The 22,371-nt window shown below is 74.4% G+C and carries 25 protein-coding genes; 7 read left to right on the top strand and 18 right to left on the bottom strand.

Annotated features, from left to right (window positions below):
* Nucleotides 1–6: 6 nt before the first annotated feature.
* The 4 genes from ACUY4T_RS06390 (at nucleotide 7) to ACUY4T_RS06375 (ending at nucleotide 3,095) form a co-directional block, all read left to right on the top strand.
* Nucleotides 7–798 carry an isocitrate lyase/PEP mutase family protein gene (locus ACUY4T_RS06390; RefSeq protein WP_446018072.1) on the top strand — a complete coding sequence of 264 codons (792 nt, stop codon included), beginning with the start codon at nucleotides 7–9 and terminating at the stop codon, nucleotides 796–798.
* 93 nt (nucleotides 799–891) lie between these two features.
* Entirely contained in the window at nucleotides 892–1,800 is a 909-nt protein-coding gene (locus tag ACUY4T_RS06385) for an ATP-binding cassette domain-containing protein (protein WP_446018071.1), read from the top strand.
* Between the two features lie 8 nt (nucleotides 1,801–1,808).
* Nucleotides 1,809–2,633, top strand: coding sequence for an ABC transporter permease (locus ACUY4T_RS06380; RefSeq protein WP_446018070.1), 825 nt, complete (start codon nucleotides 1,809–1,811; stop codon nucleotides 2,631–2,633).
* Between the two features lie 78 nt (nucleotides 2,634–2,711).
* Nucleotides 2,712–3,095, top strand: coding sequence for a DUF1304 domain-containing protein (locus ACUY4T_RS06375; RefSeq protein WP_446018069.1), 384 nt, complete (start codon nucleotides 2,712–2,714; stop codon nucleotides 3,093–3,095).
* Nucleotides 3,096–3,119: 24 nt separating this feature from the next.
* Here the strand turns inward: ACUY4T_RS06375 and ACUY4T_RS06370 are convergent, their stop codons facing one another.
* The 14 genes from ACUY4T_RS06370 to hemE all read right to left on the bottom strand — a co-directional run bounded on the left by ACUY4T_RS06370 (nucleotide 3,120) and on the right by hemE (nucleotide 15,549).
* Complete coding sequence (locus tag ACUY4T_RS06370; protein ID WP_446018068.1) at nucleotides 3,120–3,560, bottom strand: hypothetical protein; 441 nt, start codon at nucleotides 3,558–3,560, stop codon at nucleotides 3,120–3,122.
* A 253-nt stretch (nucleotides 3,561–3,813) separates the two neighbouring features.
* Nucleotides 3,814–5,142: a glutamate-1-semialdehyde 2,1-aminomutase gene (gene hemL / locus ACUY4T_RS06365; RefSeq protein WP_446018067.1), complete on the bottom strand. Its 1,329-nt coding sequence runs from the start codon at nucleotides 5,140–5,142 to the stop codon at nucleotides 3,814–3,816.
* A complete protein-coding gene (hemB, locus tag ACUY4T_RS06360) occupies nucleotides 5,139–6,134 on the bottom strand; it encodes a porphobilinogen synthase (RefSeq protein ID WP_446018066.1) in 996 nt (331 codons plus the stop codon). Before hemB ends, hemL begins: the two co-directional genes overlap by 4 nt.
* Nucleotides 6,135–6,450: 316 nt before the next feature.
* Nucleotides 6,451–7,248 (bottom strand): uroporphyrinogen-III synthase, encoded by a 798-nt coding sequence (locus ACUY4T_RS06355; RefSeq protein WP_446018139.1) that lies wholly within the window; start codon nucleotides 7,246–7,248, stop codon nucleotides 6,451–6,453.
* A gap of 14 nt (nucleotides 7,249–7,262) precedes the next feature.
* The gene (hemC, locus tag ACUY4T_RS06350; RefSeq protein WP_446018065.1) at nucleotides 7,263–8,225 is read right to left on the bottom strand and encodes a hydroxymethylbilane synthase; all 963 of its coding nucleotides are present in this window, start codon (nucleotides 8,223–8,225) and stop codon (nucleotides 7,263–7,265) included.
* Nucleotides 8,222–9,493 carry a ferrochelatase gene (locus tag ACUY4T_RS06345; protein WP_446018064.1) on the bottom strand — a complete coding sequence of 424 codons (1,272 nt, stop codon included), beginning with the start codon at nucleotides 9,491–9,493 and terminating at the stop codon, nucleotides 8,222–8,224. The genes hemC and ACUY4T_RS06345 overlap by 4 nt, the downstream gene beginning before the upstream one ends.
* Nucleotides 9,493–10,230, bottom strand: a complete 738-nt coding sequence (gene hemQ / locus ACUY4T_RS06340; protein WP_446018063.1) for a hydrogen peroxide-dependent heme synthase — start codon at nucleotides 10,228–10,230, stop codon at nucleotides 9,493–9,495. The genes ACUY4T_RS06345 and hemQ overlap by 1 nt, the downstream gene beginning before the upstream one ends.
* A 61-nt stretch (nucleotides 10,231–10,291) precedes the next feature.
* The gene (locus tag ACUY4T_RS06335; protein ID WP_446018062.1) at nucleotides 10,292–10,801 is read right to left on the bottom strand and encodes an OsmC family protein; all 510 of its coding nucleotides are present in this window, start codon (nucleotides 10,799–10,801) and stop codon (nucleotides 10,292–10,294) included.
* Nucleotides 10,802–10,826: 25 nt separating this feature from the next.
* A complete protein-coding gene (locus ACUY4T_RS06330) occupies nucleotides 10,827–11,519 on the bottom strand; it encodes a GntR family transcriptional regulator (RefSeq protein WP_446018061.1) in 693 nt (230 codons plus the stop codon).
* Between the two features lie 7 nt (nucleotides 11,520–11,526).
* Nucleotides 11,527–11,823 carry a hypothetical protein gene (locus ACUY4T_RS06325; protein ID WP_446018060.1) on the bottom strand — a complete coding sequence of 99 codons (297 nt, stop codon included), beginning with the start codon at nucleotides 11,821–11,823 and terminating at the stop codon, nucleotides 11,527–11,529.
* Nucleotides 11,807–12,214 (bottom strand): phage holin family protein, encoded by a 408-nt coding sequence (locus ACUY4T_RS06320; protein ID WP_446018059.1) that lies wholly within the window; start codon nucleotides 12,212–12,214, stop codon nucleotides 11,807–11,809. The genes ACUY4T_RS06325 and ACUY4T_RS06320 overlap by 17 nt, the downstream gene beginning before the upstream one ends.
* A 23-nt stretch (nucleotides 12,215–12,237) precedes the next feature.
* The gene (locus ACUY4T_RS06315) at nucleotides 12,238–12,684 is read right to left on the bottom strand and encodes a YtxH domain-containing protein (protein ID WP_446018058.1); all 447 of its coding nucleotides are present in this window, start codon (nucleotides 12,682–12,684) and stop codon (nucleotides 12,238–12,240) included.
* A gap of 113 nt (nucleotides 12,685–12,797) precedes the next feature.
* Complete coding sequence (gene hemG / locus ACUY4T_RS06310) at nucleotides 12,798–14,339, bottom strand: protoporphyrinogen oxidase (RefSeq protein WP_446018057.1); 1,542 nt, start codon at nucleotides 14,337–14,339, stop codon at nucleotides 12,798–12,800.
* 52 nt (nucleotides 14,340–14,391) lie between these two features.
* Nucleotides 14,392–15,549 (bottom strand): uroporphyrinogen decarboxylase, encoded by a 1,158-nt coding sequence (hemE, locus tag ACUY4T_RS06305; RefSeq protein WP_446018056.1) that lies wholly within the window; start codon nucleotides 15,547–15,549, stop codon nucleotides 14,392–14,394.
* Between the two features lie 189 nt (nucleotides 15,550–15,738).
* Between hemE and ACUY4T_RS06300 the strand changes: the two genes are divergently transcribed.
* The 3 genes from ACUY4T_RS06300 (at nucleotide 15,739) to ACUY4T_RS06290 (ending at nucleotide 18,628) form a co-directional block, all read left to right on the top strand.
* Nucleotides 15,739–16,452: a hypothetical protein gene (locus ACUY4T_RS06300; RefSeq protein WP_446018055.1), complete on the top strand. Its 714-nt coding sequence runs from the start codon at nucleotides 15,739–15,741 to the stop codon at nucleotides 16,450–16,452.
* 69 nt (nucleotides 16,453–16,521) lie between these two features.
* Nucleotides 16,522–17,928, top strand: coding sequence for a glutamyl-tRNA reductase (locus ACUY4T_RS06295; RefSeq protein WP_446018054.1), 1,407 nt, complete (start codon nucleotides 16,522–16,524; stop codon nucleotides 17,926–17,928).
* A gap of 40 nt (nucleotides 17,929–17,968) precedes the next feature.
* On the top strand, nucleotides 17,969–18,628 hold the full coding sequence (locus tag ACUY4T_RS06290; RefSeq protein WP_446018053.1) for a GNAT family N-acetyltransferase: 660 nt from the start codon (nucleotides 17,969–17,971) through the stop codon (nucleotides 18,626–18,628).
* Here the strand turns inward: ACUY4T_RS06290 and ACUY4T_RS06285 are convergent.
* From ACUY4T_RS06285 to ACUY4T_RS06270, 4 genes are all read right to left on the bottom strand, one after another.
* Complete coding sequence (locus ACUY4T_RS06285) at nucleotides 18,625–19,647, bottom strand: hypothetical protein (protein ID WP_446018052.1); 1,023 nt, start codon at nucleotides 19,645–19,647, stop codon at nucleotides 18,625–18,627. The genes ACUY4T_RS06290 and ACUY4T_RS06285 overlap by 4 nt on opposite strands.
* Before the next feature lie 83 nt (nucleotides 19,648–19,730).
* Nucleotides 19,731–20,867: a sensor histidine kinase gene (locus ACUY4T_RS06280; RefSeq protein ID WP_446018051.1), complete on the bottom strand. Its 1,137-nt coding sequence runs from the start codon at nucleotides 20,865–20,867 to the stop codon at nucleotides 19,731–19,733.
* Nucleotides 20,864–21,631 (bottom strand): response regulator, encoded by a 768-nt coding sequence (locus ACUY4T_RS06275; RefSeq protein ID WP_446018050.1) that lies wholly within the window; start codon nucleotides 21,629–21,631, stop codon nucleotides 20,864–20,866. Before ACUY4T_RS06275 ends, ACUY4T_RS06280 begins: the two co-directional genes overlap by 4 nt.
* Complete coding sequence (locus tag ACUY4T_RS06270; protein WP_446018049.1) at nucleotides 21,621–22,361, bottom strand: cytochrome c biogenesis CcdA family protein; 741 nt, start codon at nucleotides 22,359–22,361, stop codon at nucleotides 21,621–21,623. Before ACUY4T_RS06270 ends, ACUY4T_RS06275 begins: the two co-directional genes overlap by 11 nt.
* Between the last annotated feature and the right edge of the window lie 10 nt (nucleotides 22,362–22,371).

Here is a 22,371-nt window from a genome sequence, read left to right as displayed (position 1 = left end):
GGGCTCATGAGCGCCCCCGCCTCCGCTCCCGTCGCCGCGCGCGCCGTCGAGCTGCGTCGCCTCCACCACGACCCGCAGCTCCTCCAGGTCGTGAACGTCTGGGACGTCGCGAGCGCCCGCGCGGTCGCCGCCCTCCCGGAGACCGCCGCGATCGCCACCGCGAGCCACGCCATCGCCGCGATGCACGGCTACCCCGACGGCGAGCGCATCCCCGTCGACCTGATGCTCGACATGGTGGGGCGGATCGCCGACGCCGTCGACGTGCCGGTGAGCGCCGACCTCGAAGCGGGATACGGCGACCCCGGCGAGACCATCCGCCGCGCGATCGGACTCGGCGTCGCGGGCGCCAACCTCGAGGACGGCCTGCGACCGATCGCCGACGCGGTCGCCGCCGTGCGCGCGGCGGTCTCGGCCGGAGCGGCCGAGGGGGTCCCCTTCGCGCTCAACGCCCGGACCGACGCGTGGCTGCTCGGGCGGGACCGCCCGCGCGACGAACGGATCGCCGACGCGATCGAACGCGGGCTGGCCTACCTCGACGCGGGCGCGACCTGCGTCTTCGTGCCGGGCGACTTCGACGACGACGTCGTCGCCGAGCTCGTCGACGGCCTCGGCGAGCGCCGTCTCAGCGTCATCGGGCTCCCCTCCATCCCGCCCCCCGATCGGCTCGAGGAACTCGGCGTCGCGCGGATCTCGTACGGACCGTACCCGCATCGGCTCGCCCTGACCGCGCTGCAGGACGCCGCGACCCACCTGTACGGCGGCGGCGTCCTGCCGAGCGGCATCCGCCCGCTCACCTGAGACGCACGCCGACCGGCCGGCACCGACGTCGACTCGCTAGGCTGACGGGGGCTCGCGGTGTCGCGGGCCCCGGACCCTACCCGAGGAGCACGCATGGTGGACGGCATCCCCATCGAGATCAGCGGCCTCACCAAGCGCTTCGGTCGGGTGACCGCGGTCGACGACCTCTCCTTCATCGTCGAACCCGGCCGCGTGACCGGCTTCCTCGGCCCGAACGGCGCCGGCAAGACCACCACGCTGCGCGCCCTCCTCGGATTGGTGCGCCCGACCGAGGGCGCCGCGACCTTCGCCGGCCGGCGCTACCGCGACCTGGCGCGCCCGCTCGAGACCGTCGGCGCCGCGCTCGACGCGGCGTTCCATCCCGGGCGCACCGCGCGCAACCACCTCCGCGTCGTGGCGACCGCCGGCGGCATCCGCTCGAACCGGGTCGACGCCGTCCTCGGGCAGGTCGGCCTCGACGAGTTCGCCGACCGCCGCGTCGGCGGATACTCGCTGGGCATGCGGCAACGCCTCGCACTCGCCACGACGCTGCTCGGCGACCCGCGCGTCCTCGTGCTCGACGAGCCCATCAACGGGCTGGACCCCGAAGGCATCAGGTGGATCCGAGGGTTCCTGCAGGCCCTCGCACGCGAGGGCCGCACGGTCCTCGTGAGCTCGCACCTGCTGAGCGAGGTGCAGCAGTCGGTCGACGACGTGGTGATCATCTCGCGGGGCCGGCTGGTCAGGTCCGGCCCGCTGTCGAGCCTCGCGCTGGAGGCCGAGCCGTCGACCGTCGTGGACTCCCCCGATCGTGCGCGGCTGGCCGCGGCGCTCCACCAGGCGGGCCTCGAGTACACCGAGGGACCGGACGGCATGATCGTGTCCGAATCCGATCCGGGGGTGGTCGGCCATGCGGCGTTCGTCGGCGGCGTGGAGCTCTCCGCACTGCACCCGATGGCGTCGGGGCTCGAGGACTCCTTCCTCGCGCTCGTCGAAGGAGACGACCGGGGAGGCGACCAGTGAGGTCATCGATGCGATCGATCGGTTCGGAGTTCCGGAAGGTGTTCACCACGCGCATGTGGTGGGTGCTCGCGCTGGTGCTCGTCGCCTACGTGGCGCTGATGTCCGGCGGGTTCGGCGCGTTCCTCGGCTGGACCGTCCGCAACCCCGACCTCGCGGCGCAGACCGGCAACGCCACGCCGCTGCCGCCCGGGCTCGAGCTCGGTCCCCTGCTGTACAGCTTCCCGACCTCCGTCGGGTACGTGTTCCCGGTGCTGCTCGGCGCACTCGCGGTGTCGACCGAGTTCCGCCATCGCACGCTGACCACGACCTTCCTCGCCGAGCCGCATCGCACGACGGTGCTCGGCGGCAAGTTCACGTCGCAGCTCCTGATGGGCGCGCTGTTCGGCCTGATCGGCTTCGCCACCTCCGTCGGCGCCGGCGCGGCGGCGCTCGCGGCGTTCGATCTCGAGACCGGCCTCGACTCGTCGGACACGTGGCTCCTCGTCGCTCGCGGCGTGCTCGCGATGGCGCTGTGGGGCGCGATCGGCGTCGGGCTCGGCGCCCTCGTGCCGAACCAGGTGGCGGTGATCGTGATCGTGATCGCCTTCACCCAGTTCGTCGAGCCCGTGCTCCGGCTCGCCGCGTCGTTCAACGAGGTCACGAACGACATCGCGCGGTTCCTGCCGGGTGCGGCGAGCGATGCGCTCGTGGGCGCCTCGCTCTACACGATCGTGGGCACGGGCGGCCCGGTCGAGACCCTGGAGTGGTGGCAGGGCGGCATCGTCCTGCTCGGCATCGCCGTCGTCGCGACGGTCATCGGGGCCGCGACCACGTGGCGGCGCGACGTGTCCTGACACGGCTCCACCGGCGCCCGCGAGCCCTCGCCGCCGGAGCGCCTGCGTCGGGGCGGACGCACCGCGTAGCATCCGACCATGGTCCTCGAGGTCGCCCGCATCGTCATCGTGCTGCTCGCCGCGCTGCTGCACGTCTGGATCTTCGTCCTCGAGAGCGTCCGGTGGCGGCACCCCGGCACGTGGCGCACCTTCGGGGTGCGGACGCAGGAGCAGGCGGAGACGCTGCGGCCGATGGCGTACAACCAGGGCTTCTACAACCTGTTCCTCGCCGTCGGCGCATTCGTCGGGGTCGCGCTGCTCGCGGTCGGACAGCCCGAGGCGGGCAGGGCCCTGGTCCTGTTCGCCACGGCCTCGATGGCGGCGGCCGCGGTCGTCCTCACGACGACGGGGCCGGGCTACCTGCGTCCCGCGCTCATCCAGGGCACGCTGCCGCTCATCGGCTTCGTGCTCTTCCTCGTCTGATCGGCGCCGCCGGGCCGGGCCGGGTCAGTCGCCGCTCGTCTCCTCCTCGGCGAACACGTCGCTCGGCACGTGGTGAGCGGTCGCCTCGCCGCCGTCCGCGGCGTCGGGCTCGCCAGGCATGCCGACCTTGAGCCGGTCGATGAGCTCGGCCGCACGGCTGGTGCTCAGCACGAGTCGCGCGAACTCTCCGCCGGAGAGCTCGAGGACGACCGCCTGCCGCTTGTTCTTCACGAGCACGAAGTCGCTGCCGCCGTGGGTCTTCCAGACGCCCACGGCGAGCACGAGCGGAAGCTCCGAGCCCCGGCGACGGATGCCGCGGATCCAGATCCACGGATCGTCGGTGATGATGGCCGAGCGGATGTCGTCGCGCTGGACGATCACGTCGGCCGAGCGCATCGCGAGCGTCTTCTCGGCCGGGGTGAGGTGGACCTCGAGCCGGTCGTTGTGCACGCGAAGGTTGGCCATATGTCCCATCCTGCCCGAGGCCGCCGTCAGGGGCGTCGTCGACGCTCCACAAACGCCGCATCCGTTCCGTGCACGATTCCGACCACCCGCCGCCCGTCCCTCACGACCCGGCCCACGGATCCGCGCGTTTCTCAGGACCGGGCGCCGAACCCGCACGTTTCTCAGGACCGGGCGGCCGAACCCGCACGTTTGTCAGGACGACACGCCGTTCGCTGGCGCGACCCGCCGCATAACTCCTGAGAAAGGCGACGCGCTAGGGGCGCGGGGCGGATGCCGCGGCGCGGGCGGCCCCCGGGAGGGCGTCGAGGATCCGCGAGACCGCGGCGTCGTCGTGCGCGGCAGTCACGAACCACGCCTCGAAGACGCTCGGCGGCAGCGAGACGCCGGCGTCGAGCATCGCGTGGAAGAAGGGCGCGTAGCGCCACGACTCCTGCGCGAGCACGCCCGCGTAGTCGTGCGCGCCGCCCGCGACGGACTCGCCGAACAGGAAGCTGAACAGGTTTCCGGCGACCTGGACCCCGTGGGCGACGCCCTCGGCCGACAGGGCGGCCGACACCTCGCGCTGCAGCAGCGCGCTCACCTCGTCGAGTTTCGCGTAGACCGCGTCGTCGGCGAGGCGCAGGGTCGTGACGCCCGCGGTCACCGCGACCGGATTCCCCGACAGCGTGCCCGCCTGGTAGACGGGGCCGAGCGGCGCGAGCCGCTCCATGACGTCGGCCCGGCCGCCGAGCGCGGCGACCGGCATGCCGCCGCCGACGACCTTGCCGAAGGTGACGAGGTCGGGCGTGTACGCGGCATCCGTCTCGGCCTCGACGCCCCACCAGCCGGCCTTGGAGACACGGAAGCCCGTGAGCACCTCGTCGCTGATGACGAGCGCGCCGTGCGCATGGGCGAGCTCGACGAGTGCGCGGTTGAAGCCGGGCAGCGGCGGCACGACACCCATGTTCGCGGCGGCGGCCTCGGTGATCACGGCGGCGATGCGGTCGCCGTGGTCGGCGAACACGGCGCGCAGCGCGTCGAGGTCGTTGTAGGGCACCACGAGCGTGAGCGCGGCGATCTCGGCGGGCACGCCGGCCGAGCCGGGCAGCGCGAACGTCGCGAGCCCCGAGCCGGCCTCGGCGAGCAGCCCGTCGGAGTGCCCGTGGTAGTGACCGGCGAACTTCACGAGCAGGTCGCGGCCGGTGAAGCCGCGGGCGAGGCGGATGGCGCTCATCGTCGCCTCGGTGCCGGTCGACACGAGCCGCAGCTTCTCGACCGGCGCCACGCGCTGCTCGATGAGCTCGGCGAGCTCGGTCTCCACCGGCGTCGAGGCGCCGAACGAGAGGCCACGGGCCGCGGCATCCTGCACCGCGGCGATCACCTCGGGGTGCGCGTGGCCCAAGATGGCAGGGCCCCAGCCGGCGACGAGGTCGACGTACTCGCGACCCTCGGCGTCGGTCACGTACGGGCCGCGCGCCGAGACGAGGAAGCGCGGCGTGCCGCCGACGGAGCGGAACGCGCGCACGGGCGAGTTCACGCCGCCCGGGATGGCGGCCTGCGCCCGGGCGAACAGGTCGGCGTTGGTGGTCGTCGCGGTGGTCATTCGATCCCCTCCCGGATCCAGCCGGCGAGCTCGGTCGCCCAGTAGGTCAGCACGGCGTCGGCGCCGGCACGGCGGATGCCGCGGACCGACTCGATCACCGCGCGGCGGCGGTCGATCCAGCCGTGCATCGCGGCGGCCTCGATCATGGCGTACTCGCCCGAGACCTGGTACGCCCACACGGGGACGTCGCTCGCGGCGGCGACATCCGCCAGCACGTCGAGGTACGAGCCCGCGGGCTTGACCATCACGACGTCGGCGCCCTCGTCGATGTCGATCATCGCCTCGCGCAGCCCCTCACGACGGTTGCCCGGGTCGAGCTGGTAGGTGCGGCGGTCGCCCTCGAGCGTCGACTCGACCGCGTCGCGGAACGGGCCGTAGAACGCCGAGGCGTACTTCGCCGAGTAGGCGAGGAGGGCGACGTCGGTGCGGCCCGCGGCGTCGAGGGCGTCGCGCACCGCGGCGACCTGGCCGTCCATCATCCCGGAGAGGCCGAGCAGCTGCGAGCCGGCCTCGGCCTGCGCGAGTGCCATCTCGCGGTAGCGCTCGAGGGTGGCGTCGTTGTCGACGCGGCCGGCGGCGTCGAGCACGCCGCAGTGCCCGTGGTCGGTGAACTCGTCGAGGCACAGGTCGGTCTGCACGACGAGCGCGTCGCCGGCCTCCGCGGCGACGACGCGGGTCGCCGCGTTCAGGATGCCGTCGGGGTCCACGCCGCACGACCCGGTCGCGTCACGGGTCTCCGGCACGCCGAACAGCATCACGCCGCCGACGCCGGCGGCCGCGGCATCCGCCACGGCCTGCTTGACCGTCTCGAGGGAGTGCTGCACGACCCCCGGCATCGACGCGATCGGCATGGGCTCGGTCACGCCCTCGCGGACGAAGATCGGCAGGACGAGCTCGGCGGGGGCCAGGCGGGTCTCGGACACGAGGCGGCGCAGGGCCGGCGTCTCGCGGAGTCGCCGGGGCCGCACGCGGGGCACGGGTGCGGAAGTCACCCGCCAAGCCTACGCGCGTGCGGCTGAGCGGCAGGTGGGCGGTGCGCCCGCCCCCTCCGCCCCCCTGCGCCGGGCTGCCCGTCGGTCTCCACCGGTCGTGCACCCCGCCTCCGCCGCGCGTCCGCCCCGCCTCCGCCCGTCGACGGGAGGTTTCCGCGTGGAAGTCACGCTCGAGACCTCACTCGTGCGCGCAAACCTCCCGTCGGCGCGCCGCGCGGGGCGCAGGGTGGTTGGCGCGGGGTGGCGGGAGGGCGCGGGGCGGATGGCGCGGGGCGCGGCGCGCCGCACGGGCCGCGGGGCGGATGGCGCGGGGCGGTCAGGCGCGGGCGAGGGCGGAGGTCACGACCGCGGCGATCAGCGACTCGGCGCTGCGCTCGGCGGCGACGACGTCGACGCGGAGGCCGGCCGCCGCGGCATCCTTCTGGGTCTGGGGGCCGATGGCCGCGACGAGCGTGCGCTCCGGGATGGGGCCGAGCTGCGCCTGCACCTGCTCGGCGACGCTGCCCGACGTGACCAGGATCGCGTCGACCTTGCCGGCGCGGACGTCGTCGATCACCTTCTGGGTCACGGGAACGCCCACGGTCCGGTAGGCGACGACGGCCTCGACGTGGTGGCCGATGCGCTCGAGGCCGATGGAGAGCACCTGCTTGGCGATGGCCGACCGGAGGGCGAGGACGCGGAGCGGCACGACCCCGTCGGTCGCCGCCTCCCACTCCTCGAGGAGACCGCGAGCGGAGTTGTCCTCGCTCGGGACGATGTCGGCGCGGTAGCCGGCCGCAACGAGGGCGGCCGCGGTGGTCTCGCCCACCGCGGCGACCTTCGTCGACTCCGGGATGACCGCGCCGTACGTGGACAGCACGTCGACCGTGGTCGCGCTCGTGACCGTCACCCAGTCGAACCCGCCGGCGGCGAGCTTCGCGAGCGCGGCTTCGAGGGCGGACTGGTCGTCGGTCGGCGCGAAGTTGATCATCGGCGCGATGACCGGCGAGGCCCCGCGTGCGCGGAGCGAGGCGGCCACGGAGTCGCCCCACGGCCCGCCGCGCGGCACGAGCACCCGCCATCCTGCGAGCGGCTTGGCGCCGCTCGCGGGGGGCAGGTGGAGGGGGCCGGTCATCGGTTCGAATTCGGTCACGGCGACTCCAGGGCAGGTGCGAGGTCGGCGGCGCCGTTGCCGAGGAGTTCAGCGACGACGCGCTCGGCGACGTCGCTGGCCGCGTCCGCCAGGTCGGCGGCCGAGCGGCTTTCGGGGGTCGCGGCGTGCGAACTCGTCAACCACCGGTTCCCGTCGGCACTGTACACCGTCGCCGTGAGGAACAGAAGTTCGTCCTCGATGAACGCGGTCGCCCCGATGGGGGCCGCGCACCCGGCCTCGAGGCCCGCCAGCACGAGCCGCTCGGCGAGGACCGTCGCCTTCGTCGTCGCGTGGTCGACCGCCTCGAGGGCCCGCTCCACGTGCCGGGGCCCGCGCTCGCGTCGCACCTCGATCGCCAGCGCGCCCTGCCCTGGCGCGGTGGGCCAGTCGGCGAGCTCGAAGCGCTCGGTCGCGGCGTCCGACCGGCCCAGCCGCGTGAGGCCGGCCGAGGCGAGCAGCACGGCATCGAGCTCGCCCTGCTCGACGAACCCGAGGCGCGTGTCGATGTTGCCGCGCACGTCGACCGCGACCACGTCGGGGCGCACGCGCCCGAGTTGGGCGATCCGACGCGGCGAGCCGGTGCCGATCCGCGCCCCCTCGGGGAGCTCGGCGAGGGAGAGCCCGTCGCGCGCGCAGAGCGCGTCGCGGGCGTCCGCACGCTTCGGGACGGCGCCGAGCCGGAGCTCCGGGTGCTCCCCCGTCGGCAGGTCCTTCAGGGAGTGGACCACCACGTCGCACTCGTCGGCGACGAGCGCCTCGCGCAGGGCCGCCGCGAAGACGCCGGACCCGCCGATCTGCTGCAGCGAGGCACGCGACGTGTCGCCCTGGGTCGTGACGGTGACGATCTTGATGTCGGCCTCGGCCGCCCGGCCCAGTCGCTCGGCGATCTGGTTGGTCTGCGCGAGCGCGAGCGCGCTGCCGCGCGTGCCGACGCGGATGACGTTGCGTCCGCCGCTCACGGCGCGATCCCCGCGAGCGCCGGCTTGAAGCCGAGGCGCACGTTCTCGCAGCAGCCGGGCCGGCAGGTGTCGTACCACGGGCCGAGGTCGGTCACGTGCGGGCGGTCGGCGGCCGGCGTGCCGTTCACCCGCTCCAGGACGAGGTCGACGAGTCCGGCGACGTACGCGGGGTGCACACCGGGGGTGGGCACCCGGACCGCGGCGAGGCCGTGCTCCTCGGCGGTCTCCATCGCCTCCTCGTCGAGGTCCCACATGACCTCCATGTGGTCGCTGACGAACCCGAGGGGCACGATGACGACGGCCTTCCGACCAGCGCCGGGCAGCTCGGCGATGGCGTCGTTCACGTCGGGCTCGAGCCACGGCTGCGTCGGGGGCCCGGAGCGGGACTGGTAGACCAGCTGCCACGGCACGTCGGCGGCGCCCGCCTCGCGCATGACGACCTCGGCGACCGCGAGGTGCTGCGCGGCGTACGCGCCGCCCTCGCCGAAGCCGCGGTCGGCCGGGCCCGACTTCGCCGCGTCGGCGGTCGGGATCGAGTGGGTCGCGAAGAGCACCTCGACCTGCGTCGTGCGATCGAGCCCCTCGTGCTCGGCCTCCAGCCGGGCGATCGCGTCGCGCACGCCCTCGACGAAGGGCGCGACGAAGCCGGGGTGGTCGAAGAACTGGCGCACCTTGTCGATCTGCACGACACCGGCCAGGCCGGTGTCCTCCAGCGCGTCGGCGTAGTCCTCGCGGTACTGCCGGCAGCTCGAGTAGGACGAGTAGGCGCTCGTGGCGATGGCGATGAGCTTGGTGAAGCCCCGCTCGCCCGCCTCGCGCAGTGCGTCGTTCATGTACGGATCCCAGTTGCGGTTGCCCCAGATCACCGGCAGGTCGATGCCGCGCGCGGCGAGCTCGGCCTCGAGCGCGGCCTTCAGCTCGCGGTTGTGCTCGTTGATCGGGCTCACGCCGCCGAAGTGGCGGTAGTGGTGCGCGACCTCCTCGAGGCGCTCATCGGGGATTCCGCGGCCGCGGGTGACGTTGCGGAGGAACGGGATCACGTCGTCCTGGCCCTCGGGCCCGCCGAAGCCGGCCAGCAGGATGGCGTCGTACGCGACGGGCTCCTCCACGTGCTCGGGCCCCGGCTGCGCGGGCGGCGTGGCGCCGGGGACGACTGCGCCCGGCGCGAACGGCGCCGAGGTCGCGGGGGCGGGCTTGCGTCCGCGTGCGACCGCTTCCGCGCGCTCGGGCGATTCGGCGCCGACACCGCCGAGGTTGGTCGCGGCCATTACTGCAGCACCTCCACGAGCTCGGCGGTCGTGATGCGCCGACCGGTGTAGAACGGCAGCTCGTCGCGCACGTGGCGCCGAGCGTCGGTCGCGCGCAGGTCGCGCATCATGTCGACGAGGTCGGTCAGCTCGTCCGACTCCATCGGCAGCAGCCATTCGTAGTCGCCGAGGGCGAACGCCGAGACGGTGTTCGCGATGACACCCCGGAACGCGGCGCCCTTGCGGCCGTGCTCCGCGAGCATCCGCCCGCGCTCCTCGCCGGGCAGCAGGTACCACTCGTAGCTCCGCACGAACGGGTAGACGGTGAGCCATGACTTGGGCTCGATCCCACGCAGGAAACCGGGCACGTGCGCCTTGTTGAACTCGGCGTCGCGGTGCACGCCCATCGCGTTCCAGGTGGGCAGCATCGCGCGGAACAGGCGGGCACGGCGCAGCTCGCGCAGCGCCCACTGCAGCCCCTCGGCGGTCGCGCCGTGGAGCCAGAGCATCACGTCGGCGTCGGCGCGGAGGCCGGAGACGTCGTAGATGCCGCGCACGGTGACGCCCTCGTCCTGGACGAGGTTGATCACGCCGTCGAGCTCGTCCACGAACCGCGGGACGTCGCGGCCGTCGAGGTCGTCGGGTCGTGCAGGGTCCTTCCGGAGCACCGCGAAGAGGGTGTAGCCCTCGTACGTCTGCTCGGCGTCGGATTCGGTTCGGGGCGCGTCGGCTGCCCCTTCGGCAGCGGGGGAAGACATGGATCTATCCTCCCCCCGCAAGCTGAAAGCTCAAAAACCTGCGACCGACGGATGCCACGGCTCAGCCTCCGGCGCGCTCGACGACGAATTCGGGGGTCTCGGCGAGCGACTGGGCGACGACGCAGAACCGCTCGGTGCCGGTGCGCAGCCGCTCGAGCGCCGCGTCGTCGGCGTCGGTGTCGACGATCGCCGTGACGACCACGTCCATCACCCCGACGGGGACGGCGCGGTCGATGCCGAGCGTGCCTCGGGCATCGAACACGGCCTCGGCGCGCAGCTCCGCCGAGCGGATCTCGACGCCCATCGCCGTCGCGACCGACCGCAGCGTGACCCCCGCACAGCCGAGCAGGGCCTGGAGCAGGAAGTCGGCCGAGCACGCGTCCCCGCCGTCGCCGCCGGTGGCCGGATGGAGACCCGTCCGGATCGGGCCGGCCCAGGTCTCGATCGTCGCGGTGATCCCGGGGTCGGCGAAGGAGCCGCGCGCCGACACGGTCGCCACCGCGGCATCCGGGTCTTCGCGGTAGCGCTCCTTGAGCGGCGCCTGCAGGGCGCGCAGTCCGGCGCGGTCCATGGTCCTCCGTCCTCCGTCGTCCGATTCAGCCGAGCAGCAGCCGGGTGGAGTGCTCGAGGTGGTCGCGCATGGCGTCGGCGCCGCGCTCGGGGAGCTCCGCGAGCAGGCGGCGGTGCTCGTCCACGACGGCCGACACGCTGTAGTGCGAGCGCGCGTGGAGGATGAACAGCAGCAGCTCGCTGCCGATCGCGGCGTGCATCTCGATGATGCGCGGGCTCCCGGACGCCTCGACCAGGACCTCGTGGAACCGCGAGTGCAGGCGTTCGACCCGCAACCACGCGTCATCCGCGTCGGCAAGGTCGGCGCCGTGCTGCGCATCGAGCCGTTCCATCTCGTCGATCGCCTCGCGTGCGGGCGCGAGCATCTCGTCGGGCAGGGCTCCGCCGTACCTCGCGACGGCGATCCGCACCGCCTCCACCTCGAGGGCCGCGCGCAACTGCTGCAGCGCCGTCAGCTGCGCCTCGTCGAAGCTCGTCACCCGCACACCGCGGTACGGCTCGGAGACGGCCAGCCGCTCGGCGACCAGACGCTGGAAGGCGGCCCGGACGGTGTGCCGGGACACGCCCAGCCGACTCGCGAGGGACTCCTCGCGGAGCGGTGCATCCGGTCCGAGCCGGCCGCTCAGGATCTCGTCGCGCAGGAGTGCCGTCGCGCGGTCGACCGCCGTCGGCGGGGCGGCGGCACCGGCCGCAGGGGCAGGCGCCGCGCCATCCGTCAACGGGCCGTCAGCGTTCGAGGTTCGCACGCACCACGAGCCAGACGCCCACGCCCACCGCCACCGCGACGGACGCGGCGACCGCGATGGCCGCCCCGGGCTGCTCGTCGGCGAACCGCCGCACCCGGCGCTTCGCCCGGGTCGACGCGCGCGCCACGCGCTTGGGGACGTTGAGCTTCTCCTCCAGCGCGCTCAGCGTCGCGGCGAGGTCGTCGCGTGCGGCCCGTGCGTTGTCGTGCGCCTGGAGCCGAGTGAGGTTGCGCTGCGTCTTGCGGTCGAGCGTCGCGACGTCAGTTCCGGCCGCCATACGCCCCCCTTCCCGTGATCGCGTCGAGGTCCTGCCGGACGCTCTCGATCGATTCGAGCGGCTCGCTGCCGCGCCTGAAGTTGAGCGCTGCGATGCCCAGCAGGATCAGGATGATCAGCAGCAGCACGCCGGAGACGACGAGCGCCGCCGCCCAGCCGGGCATGACGAGCGATAGGGCGAGGATGCCGGTCGCGATGAGCGTCCCGAGCAGGAAGATGCCGACGAAGGCGGCGCCGACGACGAGACCCGCCCCGATGCCGAAGTGCTTCGCCTTGTAGCTCATCTCGGCCTTGACCTGGTCGATCTCGGCACGGACCAGCGCGGAGACGCGGTCGGGCAGTTCGCCGACGAGCGTGAACAGCGAGCGCTCGTCGTTCAGTGGTGCGGTCATCGGGGTTCCCCCTCAGTGTCAGGTCAGGACGAACTCGACGAGCCCGAGCCGCCTCCGGACGAGGACGTGGACGACGAGGAACCGGACTTCGACGAGCCCGAGCCGGACTTCGACGAGCCCGACTTCGACGAGCCGGACTTCGAGGTCGTGCTGCGGCTCGACGAACCGGACGACGAGCCCGACTTGGACGACGACGAGCCCGTGGACGAACCGGTCGACCGGGTCGTGGTCGTCTGCGAGCCGGAGATCTGCCTGACGACCTTCTTGGCGCCGTCGAGGACCGCGTCGCTGACGTCGCCGACGCGGCTCATCGCGAAGTCCTTGACCGTGTCGACGCCCTCTTGGACCTTCGGTTGGTTCCAGACGTCTTCGGCGGCCCTGCGGATCTGCTCGTAGCGCTCCCGGCCGGCGCGCGTGCCGAGCACGTAGCCGACGCCGAGGCCGACGACGAAGAGGAACTTGCCCTTCATGTGCACCTCATCCCCCGCTGCGGTTGGAAGACAGCAGTCACTCCAGCGTAGACCCCGCTCCGAGGCGCGCAAGGGGGTTGCGGGGCCCGTCCGGGCCTCGTATTCCGCTGGGGCTATGCGTCGTCCGCGATCCGGACGGCGAGGTGACGGATGCGGCCGGCCGCCTCGATCGCGTGCGGGACCACCGATGCCAGGCCGGTGCCGGCGACCCAGGATCCGGTCACGACCAGTCCGGACCGGTCGTCGATCGCGGCCTCGAGCGCCCGGACCCGGTCGCGCTGGCCGACCGCCGCCTGCGACAGCGCGTCGCGCCAGGCGCTGCGCCCGGACGCGCGCACCTGGGACGGGTCTAGGGGCACCCCGAGCAGCGCGGACGCGTCGCGGACGGCGAGTCCGGTGACGGCGTCGTCGTCGAGGCCGGTGAGCGGACCGGCGGCGCCGGCCCGGCCGTACGAGAGCCGCACGACGTGGCGTCCGGCCGCGGCACCCGCCAGCCAGGCCCACTTCGCGCTCGAGTGGGTCAGCGCCTTCGCGGCCACCCCGGGCGCGTCCGCTGCCACGAGCACGCCCGTGCCCCGCGGGCGCGCATCCAGCGCCGGGGCATCGAGCACCAGCGTCACGAGCTCGACGGATGCCGCATCCGGCCATTCCTCGTCGAGCGCGCCCTCGGGCGCGACGCCGGCGAGCAGCTCGCGCGAGACGTGCGCGGGCGTCGCGACGATCGCGAACCTGGCGTCCACGACGATGCCGGACGGGTCGTCGCCCTCGGTCACGGCGACGGCGCGCCACGACGAGCGCGTCCGGTCGGCGTCGCCGGGTCGGGGCTCGCGCGCCTCGAGCGCCGTCACCGACGCCCCCGTGCGGACCTCCGCACCGAAGCGCGCGAGCTCGGCGACGAGCGCGTCGACGAGCGTGTGCATGCCGCCGCGCAGGCCGAGCACCGCGCTGCCCGCCCGGCGCTCGGACACGAGCTGCGCCACGCCGCCCGACAGCGATCCGGCGCGGGTCATCGCCTCGTTGAGCCCCGGCGCCACGACGTCGACGTCGAGGTCGTCGGGGTCGGTCGAGTACACGCCCGCGGAGATCGGGGTGACCAGTCGGTCGAGCACGGCGCGGCCCATCCGCTCCCGGACGAGCGGGCCGAGGCGTTCGGCGCGACCGATCTTCAGGATGGGGCGGATGCGGTCGGACCACGCCCGCCACGCACCGCCCCAGCCGATGACGGCGCGGACGTCGTCGCCGAGCGGGTTCGCCGGGATGCCGAGCACCCCGGTCCGCGGCAGCGGCGCGGCCTTCCTCGTCGCGCCCTCGCCCCAGACCAGCCACGCGCCCGACCGGTCGGGCGTCTCGATCCGGTCGGCCAGCCCGAGCCGCTCCGCGAGCTCGGCGACCGAGCCGTTACGGGTCGCGAAGGACTCCGCGCCGCTGTCGAGCGCGAGCCCGTCGAGGTCGATGCGGCCGACGCATCCGCCGGGCCGCCCGGCCCGCTCGAGCACCGTCACGCCGAGCCCGAGCCGTGCGCACTCGAGGGCCGCGACCAGCCCGGCGATCCCCCCGCCGACGACGACCACGTCGGTCGCGCGGTGCTCCGGCTCGGGCGACGGCGCGGCATCCGGTCGCGGGTCGGACTGCGGCGTGCTGGGTTCGTGGGTCACGCTTCCCATTGTCGTCGCTCGGCCGGGGGCGCGCCTCGGCGCCGGTGGCCGGTCAGCCGCGCCCGGCCTCGTGCACGAGCTCGACGACCCGCGTCAGCACGGTCGGGTCGGTCTCGGGCGGCACGCCGTGGCCGAGGTTGAAGACGTGCGCGGGCGCGACCCTGCCGCGGTCGAGCACGTCGCGCACGGCCCGCTCGAGCACCGGCCACGGCGCCGCGAGGAGCGCCGGGTCGAGGTTGCCCTGCAGCGGCACGTCGGCGCCGATCCGGGCGGATGCCACGTCGAGGGGCACGCGGTAGTCGACGCCGACCGCGTCGACGCCGACCGACCGCATCGCGCCGAGCAGTTCGCCGGTGCCCACCCCGAAGTGGACGACGGGGACGCGACGGCGCGACGACGCGCCCGCGGCATCCGCCGGCACGTCGTACTCGAGGTCGTGCACGTGCGCGAGCGCCGCCGCGGACGCCGGCGCGACGTGCGCCTCGTAGTCGGCGAGGGCGAGGGCGCCCGCCCACGAGTCGAACAGCTGCGCGGCCGAGGCGCCCGCGAGCACCTGCGTGCGCAGGAAACGGCCGGTGAGCTCGGCGGTCCACTCCATGAGCGCGCGCCACGCACCCGGGTCGGCGTGCATGAGCGTCCGCGCGGCGAGGTGGTCCTTCGACGGGCCGCCCTCGGCGAGGTACGCGGCGAGCGTGAAGGGAGCGCCGGCGAAGCCGATGAGCGGCGTCGACGTGGGGGCGCCCGGCGCGGTGATGGTCGCGAGCTCGGCGACGGTGCGCTGCACGGCCTCGGTGATCGGCGCGGCGGCCTCGTCGAGCCGCGCCGGGTCGATCGCGGTGAGCTCGGCGACGCCCGCGGCGTCGCCGTACGCGCGGCCGAACACCGGTCCGCGACCCGGCTGGATCTCGACGTCGACCCCGACGAGCTTCAGCGGCACGACGATGTCGCTGAAGAAGATGCCCGCGTCGACGCCGTGGCGGCGGATGGGCTGCAGCGTGATCTCGGAGGCCATCGCCGGATCGAGGCACGCGTCGAGCATGCGGGTGCCGACCCGCAGGTCGCGGTACTCGGGCAGCGATCGGCCGGCCTGGCGCATGAACCACACGGGCACCGTGTCGCCCCGCTCGCCTCGGTAGGCGCGCACGAGTCGCGAGTCGTGGGTCAGGCCTGAAGCGAGCGGATGCTGCGGGGAGAGGATCACGCCGAACATCCTCCCCCATCGCGACTGGGGGCGTGCTGAGCCGGGCGCGCATGCGACGGTTCGCGGCTGTCCGCGTGGACGACAGGTCTGGTGGTTCCCGCGCCCGCGGGTTACAGTCGGACGGTCGTGCACCCCCGAGCACGGCGACGCGCCGCAGCGTCCCGACGGCGGTGCGCCTCCGCCACCCACGGAGTCCCCATGTCCAGCTCTGCATCGCGGCATCGCACCGGACTGATCGTCCTGGTCGCGGTCGCCGCCGTCCTCCTCGTCGCCGGGCTCGTGCTCGGCGAGCCCTGGGTCGAGCGGCTCGTGCCGCTGCTGCCCGACGTACCCGGCAGCCAGATCGCGCTCGTCGCGACCGCGGCGACGGCGCTGGCCGTGCTCGTCGCCGCGCTGCGTCGCGCCGGCGCGGCCGCCCGCGAGCGGGCGCGTGCCCGCGCCCTCTCCGCCTCGTACGACGGCTCGGTCTCGTGCGGCATCCGGAATCGCGAACTCGTCGCGCGCCTCGCCGAGCTGCGGCAGCCGGGAGCCGGGCGGGGCGTCCTGCCGGCGCGATTCGCGATCCTCGCCGACGACGCCGGCATCTCGTTCTGGGGCGGCGGGCGCCGGCCGCGCCGCGTGGCGTCGTTCCCGTGGCGCGAGGTCCGCAACATCCGCTCCGACGCCACCGTGGCCGGCAGCACGAGCGTGCCCGTCGCGGTGGTGCGGATCCGGCGTGCCGGGTCGAGCATCGAGCTGCCCGTGATGCTGAGCGACCCGCGGTTCGGGCGGTACGCCCTCGCCGACGCGCCGTTCTTCGCCACGGTGCGATCGTGGAAGGCCCTCCACCGGGCCGCGCTCGCGGCGGAAGGCCTCGAACTGCCGCCGCTCACGGGGGCCATCCCGGTCATCCGCCCGGCCAGCGCGGCCTGATCGCGCGGGCTGCCGGCGAATCCCGCACGGCCGGTCGGAGCACCTTTCGACCACCGGTAGAATCGTCGGGTGCTCATCTGCCTCACCGCGAGCCACAAGAACGCCGGCTTCGACATGCTCGAACGGCTTTCGGCGACCGCTGAACAGGCTGCACCGCGCATCCTCGACGGCCATGACGCGGTGCAGGGCGCCGTGGTCGTGGCCACGTGCAACCGGTTCGAGGCGTACCTCGACCTCGACACGGCCGAGGGCGAGTCCCCCGTCGAGGCGGTCCACGATGCGATACGCGCGGTCGGCGACGTCGCCGAGCTCGAGCCCGACGAGCTGCGCACCACCTTCGACTTCGTGCACGGCAACGCCGTCGCCGGCCACCTGTTCGCCGTGGCATCCGGCCTCGAGTCGGTCGTCGTCGGCGAGGGCGAGATCGCCGGCCAGGTGCGCCGGTCCCTCGAGCGCGCACGGCGCGAGGGCACCACGACCGCCGAACTCGAGCGGCTGTTCCAGCGCGCCTCGCAGACGTCGCGGCGCGTGAAGAACCGCACCGGCATCGGCACCGAGGGGCGATCGCTCGTGCGGCTCGCGCTCGACCTCGCCGAGAGCCGCGTCACCGACTGGGCCGCCGTGCGCGTGCTGCTCGTCGGCACCGGCCGGTACGCCGGCGCCTCGCTCGCGGCGCTCCGCGACCGCGGCGTCACGGATGTCGCCGTGTACTCGCCGACCGGTCGCGGCGCCAAGTTCGCCGAGAACCACGGCATCCGGGCCGTGGGCTCCGCCGACTACGCGATGACCGCCGCGGGTGCCGACCTCATCGTCACCTGCACCACGGTCGACCACCACGTCGTCGACCGGTCGCTCATCGAACTCGGCCGCACCGAGCTCGCGGTCGCCTCCCTCCCCGCTCCGGTGGCGCTGCGGCCGGGCACCGACGCGGTCGGCTCGGCCGCCGAGGACGACGCGCCGGCCGACGCGCCCCGCCAGCTCGTGATCGACCTGGGCCTGCCGCGCAACGTCGACCCCGACGTCGCGGAGGTCGCCGGAGTCGACCTGCTCGACCTCGAGACGATCAAGATCCACGCGCCGCTGGAGGAGTTCGGCGCGACCGACGCCGCGCGCGAGCTCGTCGAGCGGGCCGCCCGCAAGTTCAGCCGGGTCGGCGATGAGCTCGACCTCGCCCCGGCCGTCGTCGCCCTCCGCCGGCACGTGTTCGACGTGCTCGACGCCGAGATCCGCCGTGCCCGGGTGCGCGGCGACGACGACGGACGCACCGAGGCCGCGCTGCGGCACATGGCCGGCGTACTGCTGCACACCCCGATGGCACGATCGCGCGAGTACGCGCGAGCCGGCGAGCAGCAGGCCTGGCTCGACGGGCTCGAAGCACTGTTCGGCATCCGGCCGGGGGCCGAGGCCGCGGCATCCGCCGACGCGGAGGCCGGCGGGGTCGACGACCGCAGCCGGCCCGCGGCCGGCGACCGCTGACGGCCGCCGGATCCGGTCCGGCGCGGTACGCTGCCGTTCGATGTCCACCATCCCCGACGCGCCGCGCGACCAGGCGGCCGCTGCCGGCCCGCCGGCCCTCCGACTGCCGTTCGACGTCGCCGAGGTCGAGCACCGGCCGTACACGACCGCGCGGATGACGCTGCGGCCGCTCGCGGCGGAGGACGCCGACGACGTCTGGGAGTACCAGCGCCTCCCCGAGGTCCTCCGGTACATCCCCTGGCCCGACCGCGACCGCGACCAGGCTCGTGAGCACACCGAGGCGCGCGCCGGCATGCGCCGGCTCGTCGCCGACGGCGACGCGACCTTCCTGGCCATGGTGCTCGACGGGCGCGTCATCGGCGACCTGATGGTCCGCGTCTCGAGCGTGGAGCACGCGTGCCTCGAGATCGGGTGGGTCGTGCACCCCGACTTCCACGGGCGCGGCCTCGCCACCGAGGGGGCCGACGTGCTGCTCGACCTCGCCTTCGGGCGGCTCGACGCGCATCGCGTCGTCGCGCACCTCGACGCCCGCAACGCGGCATCCGCCCGCCTGTGCGAGCGCCTCGGCATGCGACGCGAGGCGACGCTCCTCGAGGAGGAGTACCACGACGGCGAGTGGCAGGACACCGCCTCGTACGGCATGCTGCGGCGCGAGTGGCGCGCGCTGCGTGCGGGCGGCGCGACGCGCGATCCGGCCTAGCCGACCGAGAGCGTCCAGGCCTCGGTCGAGCGGACGACCACGACCGAGGGCCCGGCCGCGAGCGGCACGCTGCCGTCGTACGCGCCGGTTACGTCGATGAGCGCCGCCCCGCCGAACGCCTGCTGCGACTGCTGGGCGACGACGAACGGGTCCTCGGCGTCGTCGCCGGCGTGGGTCGCAGCGAGCGTCGCCGCACCCCCGCCGTAGAGGTGGACCGCGTCGTCCTCGCCGTTCGCGGCGTTCGGCAGTTCGGATGCCGCGGACATCTGCTCGATCGAGAGCGTCCACGAGCCGCTCGCCGTCACCTGCACGCTGCGCGCCGCCGAGGCATCCGCCACGCCCCAGGCGGTCGTGCCCTCGTAGTCGTCGGTCGCATCGACGAGCGGGTCGCCCGAGGGCTGGTTCGACGCGTCGAGGAGCGTGAGCGTGAACACGGCCCCGTCGTCCCCGTCGAACGTGGCCGTCACGATCCCGCCCGCGATCCCGTCCGGGATCGCCACGACGTCGTCGCCCGTGCCGCTCGCGTCGACCTTCGCGAACGTGCCCCAGGTCTGGTCGGCCCACTCCTGCACCGTCGCGGTCGGCGTCTCGGTCGGCGTGGGGGTCGGGGTCTCCGTCGGGGTCGCCGTCGGCGTCGCGGACGGCGTCGGCGACGGGGCCGGCTGCGCGGTCGTGCCGAGCGCGCCGGTGCCGTAGAGCACGGCGATGACGACGGCGAGCACCAGGGCCGCGCCGGAGAGGACGGTGCCCGCGGTCGCGGCGCCCTTCGCGCGGTCCGCCTTCGTGAGCCCGACGATGCCGAGCACGAGGCCGATCGCCGCGAGCACCACGGCCGCGATCCACGCCCACTCCCAGGCGAACGACAGCAGGGCCACGACGGCCGCGACGATGCCGACGACGAGCGCCCCGGCGCCGAGGCCGTTGCGCGCCTCGGGCCGGCCATCGGGCTCCCGACCCGGCGCATCGAGCACCTCGGTTCGGCCGTCGTCGGGCGGGTTCGGTCCGGATGCGTTCGTCATCATTCCCCCGTGGATGCTCGGACGTGCGCTCCCGCGCCATGATGGCAGGCCGATCCGGGGGCGGCAACGACCCCGCAGGCGCGTCAGCGGGCCCGCGGCAGGGTGACGGCGAGCACCGCGCCGCCCTCCGGCGCGTTGGACGCCGACGCGTCTCCGCCGTGCGCGCGGGCGATCCCGCGCACGATCGCGAGCCCGAGGCCGGCGCCCCCCGTCACGTCGAGCCGGTGCGGAGAGCGCGCGGACGACCCGCGCCATCCGGCCTCGAACGCGTGCGCGAGGTCCTCCTCCGCGAATCCCGGGCCGGTGTCGGCGACGGCGAGACGCACCTCGTCGCCGCCCCCGTCGACCGTGACCGCGATTCGCCCGCCCGCCGGGGTGTGCTGGAGTGCGTTCGCGAGCAGGTTCGCGACGGCGCGGCCGAGCTGCAGCGCGTCGCCCTCGACCGTACTCGACGCGTCCGGCGAGACGACGAGGTCGAGCCGCACGCCCGCGCCGTCCGCGAGGCCGCGCAGCTCCGAGACGGCGTCGCTCGCGACGTCCGCCAGCGACAGCCGCTCGGTGCGCAGTCGCAGGGCGCCCGCGTCGATCTGCGAGACCGCGAAGAGGTCGGCGACGAGCGCGTCGAGGCGGTCGACCTGCGACGCGATGCGGGCGAGGTAGCGGTCGGGGTCGGGCGCGAGCCCGTCCTGCAGGGCCTCGGCCTGCGCGCGGATGCCGGCGAGCGGCACGCGCAGGTCGTGCGCGACGCGCGTGACGAGCTCGCGACGGGCCTGCTCCTGGCGTTCGACCTCCTCCCGCGCGGCGCGGATGCGGGCGTCCGAGGCCGCGAGCTCGTCGAGCACGGCCCGGAACTCGCCGATCGGCACCGGGCGCGATTCGACAGGGACGCCGCGACCGAGGTCCTCGGCCGCTGACCGCAGCACGCGCGCAGCGCGCGCGATCTCGGCCCCGAGGATCGACGCCGTGAGGATCGCGACGACCCCGCTCGTGACGGCGATCGCGAGCGCGATCTGCGCGTCGTGATCGGAGAGGTACATCGCCTGCGTCGCCACGAGCACGCCACCGACCACGGAGGCCACGGCCGCGACGACCACCGTGACGAGGTGCACGACGATGGGCGCCCACGCGAAGCGCCGCAGCAGGAGCCAGGCGAGGAAGCCGACGCCGGCGGCGATCGCTGCGGAGACGGCGATCACGAGGAGCAGGTCGGTGCCGCTCACGGGGCTCCCCCGTCCGCCGTGGCGGGGGCCGCACCGGGGTCGTCGAAGCGGTAGCCGTAGCCCCACACCGTCACGAGCATGCGCGGGTTCGCGGCATCCGCCTCGATCTTCTCGCGCAGTCGCCGCACGTGCACGGTGACGGTCGAGAGGTCGCCGTGGCTCCAGCCCCAGACGCCCTGCAGCAGCTCCTCGCGCGAGAACACCGTGCCCGGTCGACGAGCGAGGAACGCCAGCAGCTCGAACTCGCGCTGCGTGAGCGCGAGCCGGCGACCGTCGAGGTCGACCGTGTGCGCGGCCGTGTCGATGCGCAGCGGCCCCCGAGCGATCACGGCGGCCTCCGAGCCGGCCGCCGCCGCGCCCGCCGCCTCCACGGCGAGCGCGCGCCGCAGCACGGACTGCACGCGCAGCGTCAGCTCGCGCGGCGAGAACGGCTTCGCGAGGTAGTCGTCGACGCCGGCCTCGAGCCCCGCGATACGGTCGTCCTCGCCGCCGAGCGCGGTGAGCATGATGACCGGGACCTGCGAGTTTGCGCGGATGCGCCGGCAGACCTCGATGCCGTCGACCCCGGGCAGCATCCGGTCGAGCACGACGAGGTCGGGCCGCTCGGCGGCGATCCGGTCGAGCGCGACGAACGCGTCCGCCGCGTCCTGCACGCGGAACCCGGCCGACTCGAGGTACGCGCGGCACACCTCGAGCACGGTCGGGTCGTCGTCGACGAGCAGCACGAGGCGCCCGTCGAGCAGCAGGTCCGCGTCAGCCGCCACCGATCACCTCCTCGAGGCGTGCGATCGGATCGTACAGCCCCGCGTCGAGGATCCACGTCTGCAGCGTCTTGTCGAAGCCCGTGATGACGATCACGCCGACGGCGATGAAGACCACGCCGATCGCGCGGCGGAACCATCCGTCGGGGTTCGCGAGCCAGCCGAGGCGGCGCACCAGCTTCCGGCCGAGGAGCGCGATGAGCAGCAGCATCCCGGCCAGGCCGATCGCGTAGGCGACCACGTACGTCACGCCCTCGGCGAACGACACGGGCAGCACGGCCGCGACGATCAGCGCGTAGGTCGGGCTGCAGCTCGAGAACACCGGGCCGAGGGCGGCACCGGTGAGGATGTCGCCGCCGACGCTCTGGCGGCGGACCGACCGGTCGAGCAGCTCGCCGCTGCGCGCCTGCAGGCCGAGCGCGGTCGACACCCGGTCCCAGAGCTGCGGGAAGAGCAGGTCGACGCCGAGGAGCACGACGATGCCGCCGGCGATCACCTGCCACACCTGCGGCGGGATGCCGAGCAGCGCGGTCGTCGCCTTGAGCAGCAGCGTGAAGGCCACGACGGATGCCGCGAGCGAGCCGGCGATCACGTACGGGCGCCACCGGGCCCGGCGCTCGTCGCCGTCCTGCACGATCGAGCCGCCGACGATCACGGGCAGCAGCGGGAGCACGCACGGCGCCGCGACGGTGAGCACGCCCGCGGCGAGCGCGAGGGTCAGCGAGGCGGTCATGCACGGACTC

The sequence above is a fragment of the Agromyces arachidis genome (assembly GCF_052805135.1).
This window is presented reverse-complemented; position numbering and strand designations above follow the sequence as displayed.

Bases quoted from the DNA above. Each gene is read 5' to 3' on its own strand.
- ACUY4T_RS06390 (WP_446018072.1), top strand. From the start codon at position 7: ATGAGCGCCCCCGCCTCCGCTCCCGTCGCCGCGCGCGCCGTCGAGCTG.
- ACUY4T_RS06385 (WP_446018071.1), top strand. From the start codon at position 892: ATGGTGGACGGCATCCCCATCGAGATCAGCGGCCTCACCAAGCGCTTC.
- ACUY4T_RS06380 (WP_446018070.1), top strand. From the start codon at position 1,809: ATGCGATCGATCGGTTCGGAGTTCCGGAAGGTGTTCACCACGCGCATG.
- ACUY4T_RS06375 (WP_446018069.1), top strand. From the start codon at position 2,712: ATGGTCCTCGAGGTCGCCCGCATCGTCATCGTGCTGCTCGCCGCGCTG.
- ACUY4T_RS06370 (WP_446018068.1), bottom strand. From the start codon at position 3,560: ATGGCCAACCTTCGCGTGCACAACGACCGGCTCGAGGTCCACCTCACC.
- hemL (WP_446018067.1), bottom strand. From the start codon at position 5,142: ATGACCACCGCGACGACCACCAACGCCGACCTGTTCGCCCGGGCGCAG.
- ACUY4T_RS06355 (WP_446018139.1), bottom strand. From the start codon at position 7,248: ATGACCGGCCCCCTCCACCTGCCCCCCGCGAGCGGCGCCAAGCCGCTC.
- ACUY4T_RS06345 (WP_446018064.1), bottom strand. From the start codon at position 9,493: ATGGCCGCGACCAACCTCGGCGGTGTCGGCGCCGAATCGCCCGAGCGC.
- hemQ (WP_446018063.1), bottom strand. From the start codon at position 10,230: ATGTCTTCCCCCGCTGCCGAAGGGGCAGCCGACGCGCCCCGAACCGAA.
- ACUY4T_RS06335 (WP_446018062.1), bottom strand. From the start codon at position 10,801: ATGGACCGCGCCGGACTGCGCGCCCTGCAGGCGCCGCTCAAGGAGCGC.
- ACUY4T_RS06325 (WP_446018060.1), bottom strand. From the start codon at position 11,823: ATGGCGGCCGGAACTGACGTCGCGACGCTCGACCGCAAGACGCAGCGC.
- ACUY4T_RS06320 (WP_446018059.1), bottom strand. From the start codon at position 12,214: ATGACCGCACCACTGAACGACGAGCGCTCGCTGTTCACGCTCGTCGGC.
- ACUY4T_RS06315 (WP_446018058.1), bottom strand. From the start codon at position 12,684: ATGAAGGGCAAGTTCCTCTTCGTCGTCGGCCTCGGCGTCGGCTACGTG.
- hemE (WP_446018056.1), bottom strand. From the start codon at position 15,549: ATGTTCGGCGTGATCCTCTCCCCGCAGCATCCGCTCGCTTCAGGCCTG.
- ACUY4T_RS06300 (WP_446018055.1), top strand. From the start codon at position 15,739: ATGTCCAGCTCTGCATCGCGGCATCGCACCGGACTGATCGTCCTGGTC.
- ACUY4T_RS06290 (WP_446018053.1), top strand. From the start codon at position 17,969: ATGTCCACCATCCCCGACGCGCCGCGCGACCAGGCGGCCGCTGCCGGC.
- ACUY4T_RS06285 (WP_446018052.1), bottom strand. From the start codon at position 19,647: ATGACGAACGCATCCGGACCGAACCCGCCCGACGACGGCCGAACCGAG.
- ACUY4T_RS06270 (WP_446018049.1), bottom strand. From the start codon at position 22,361: ATGACCGCCTCGCTGACCCTCGCGCTCGCCGCGGGCGTGCTCACCGTC.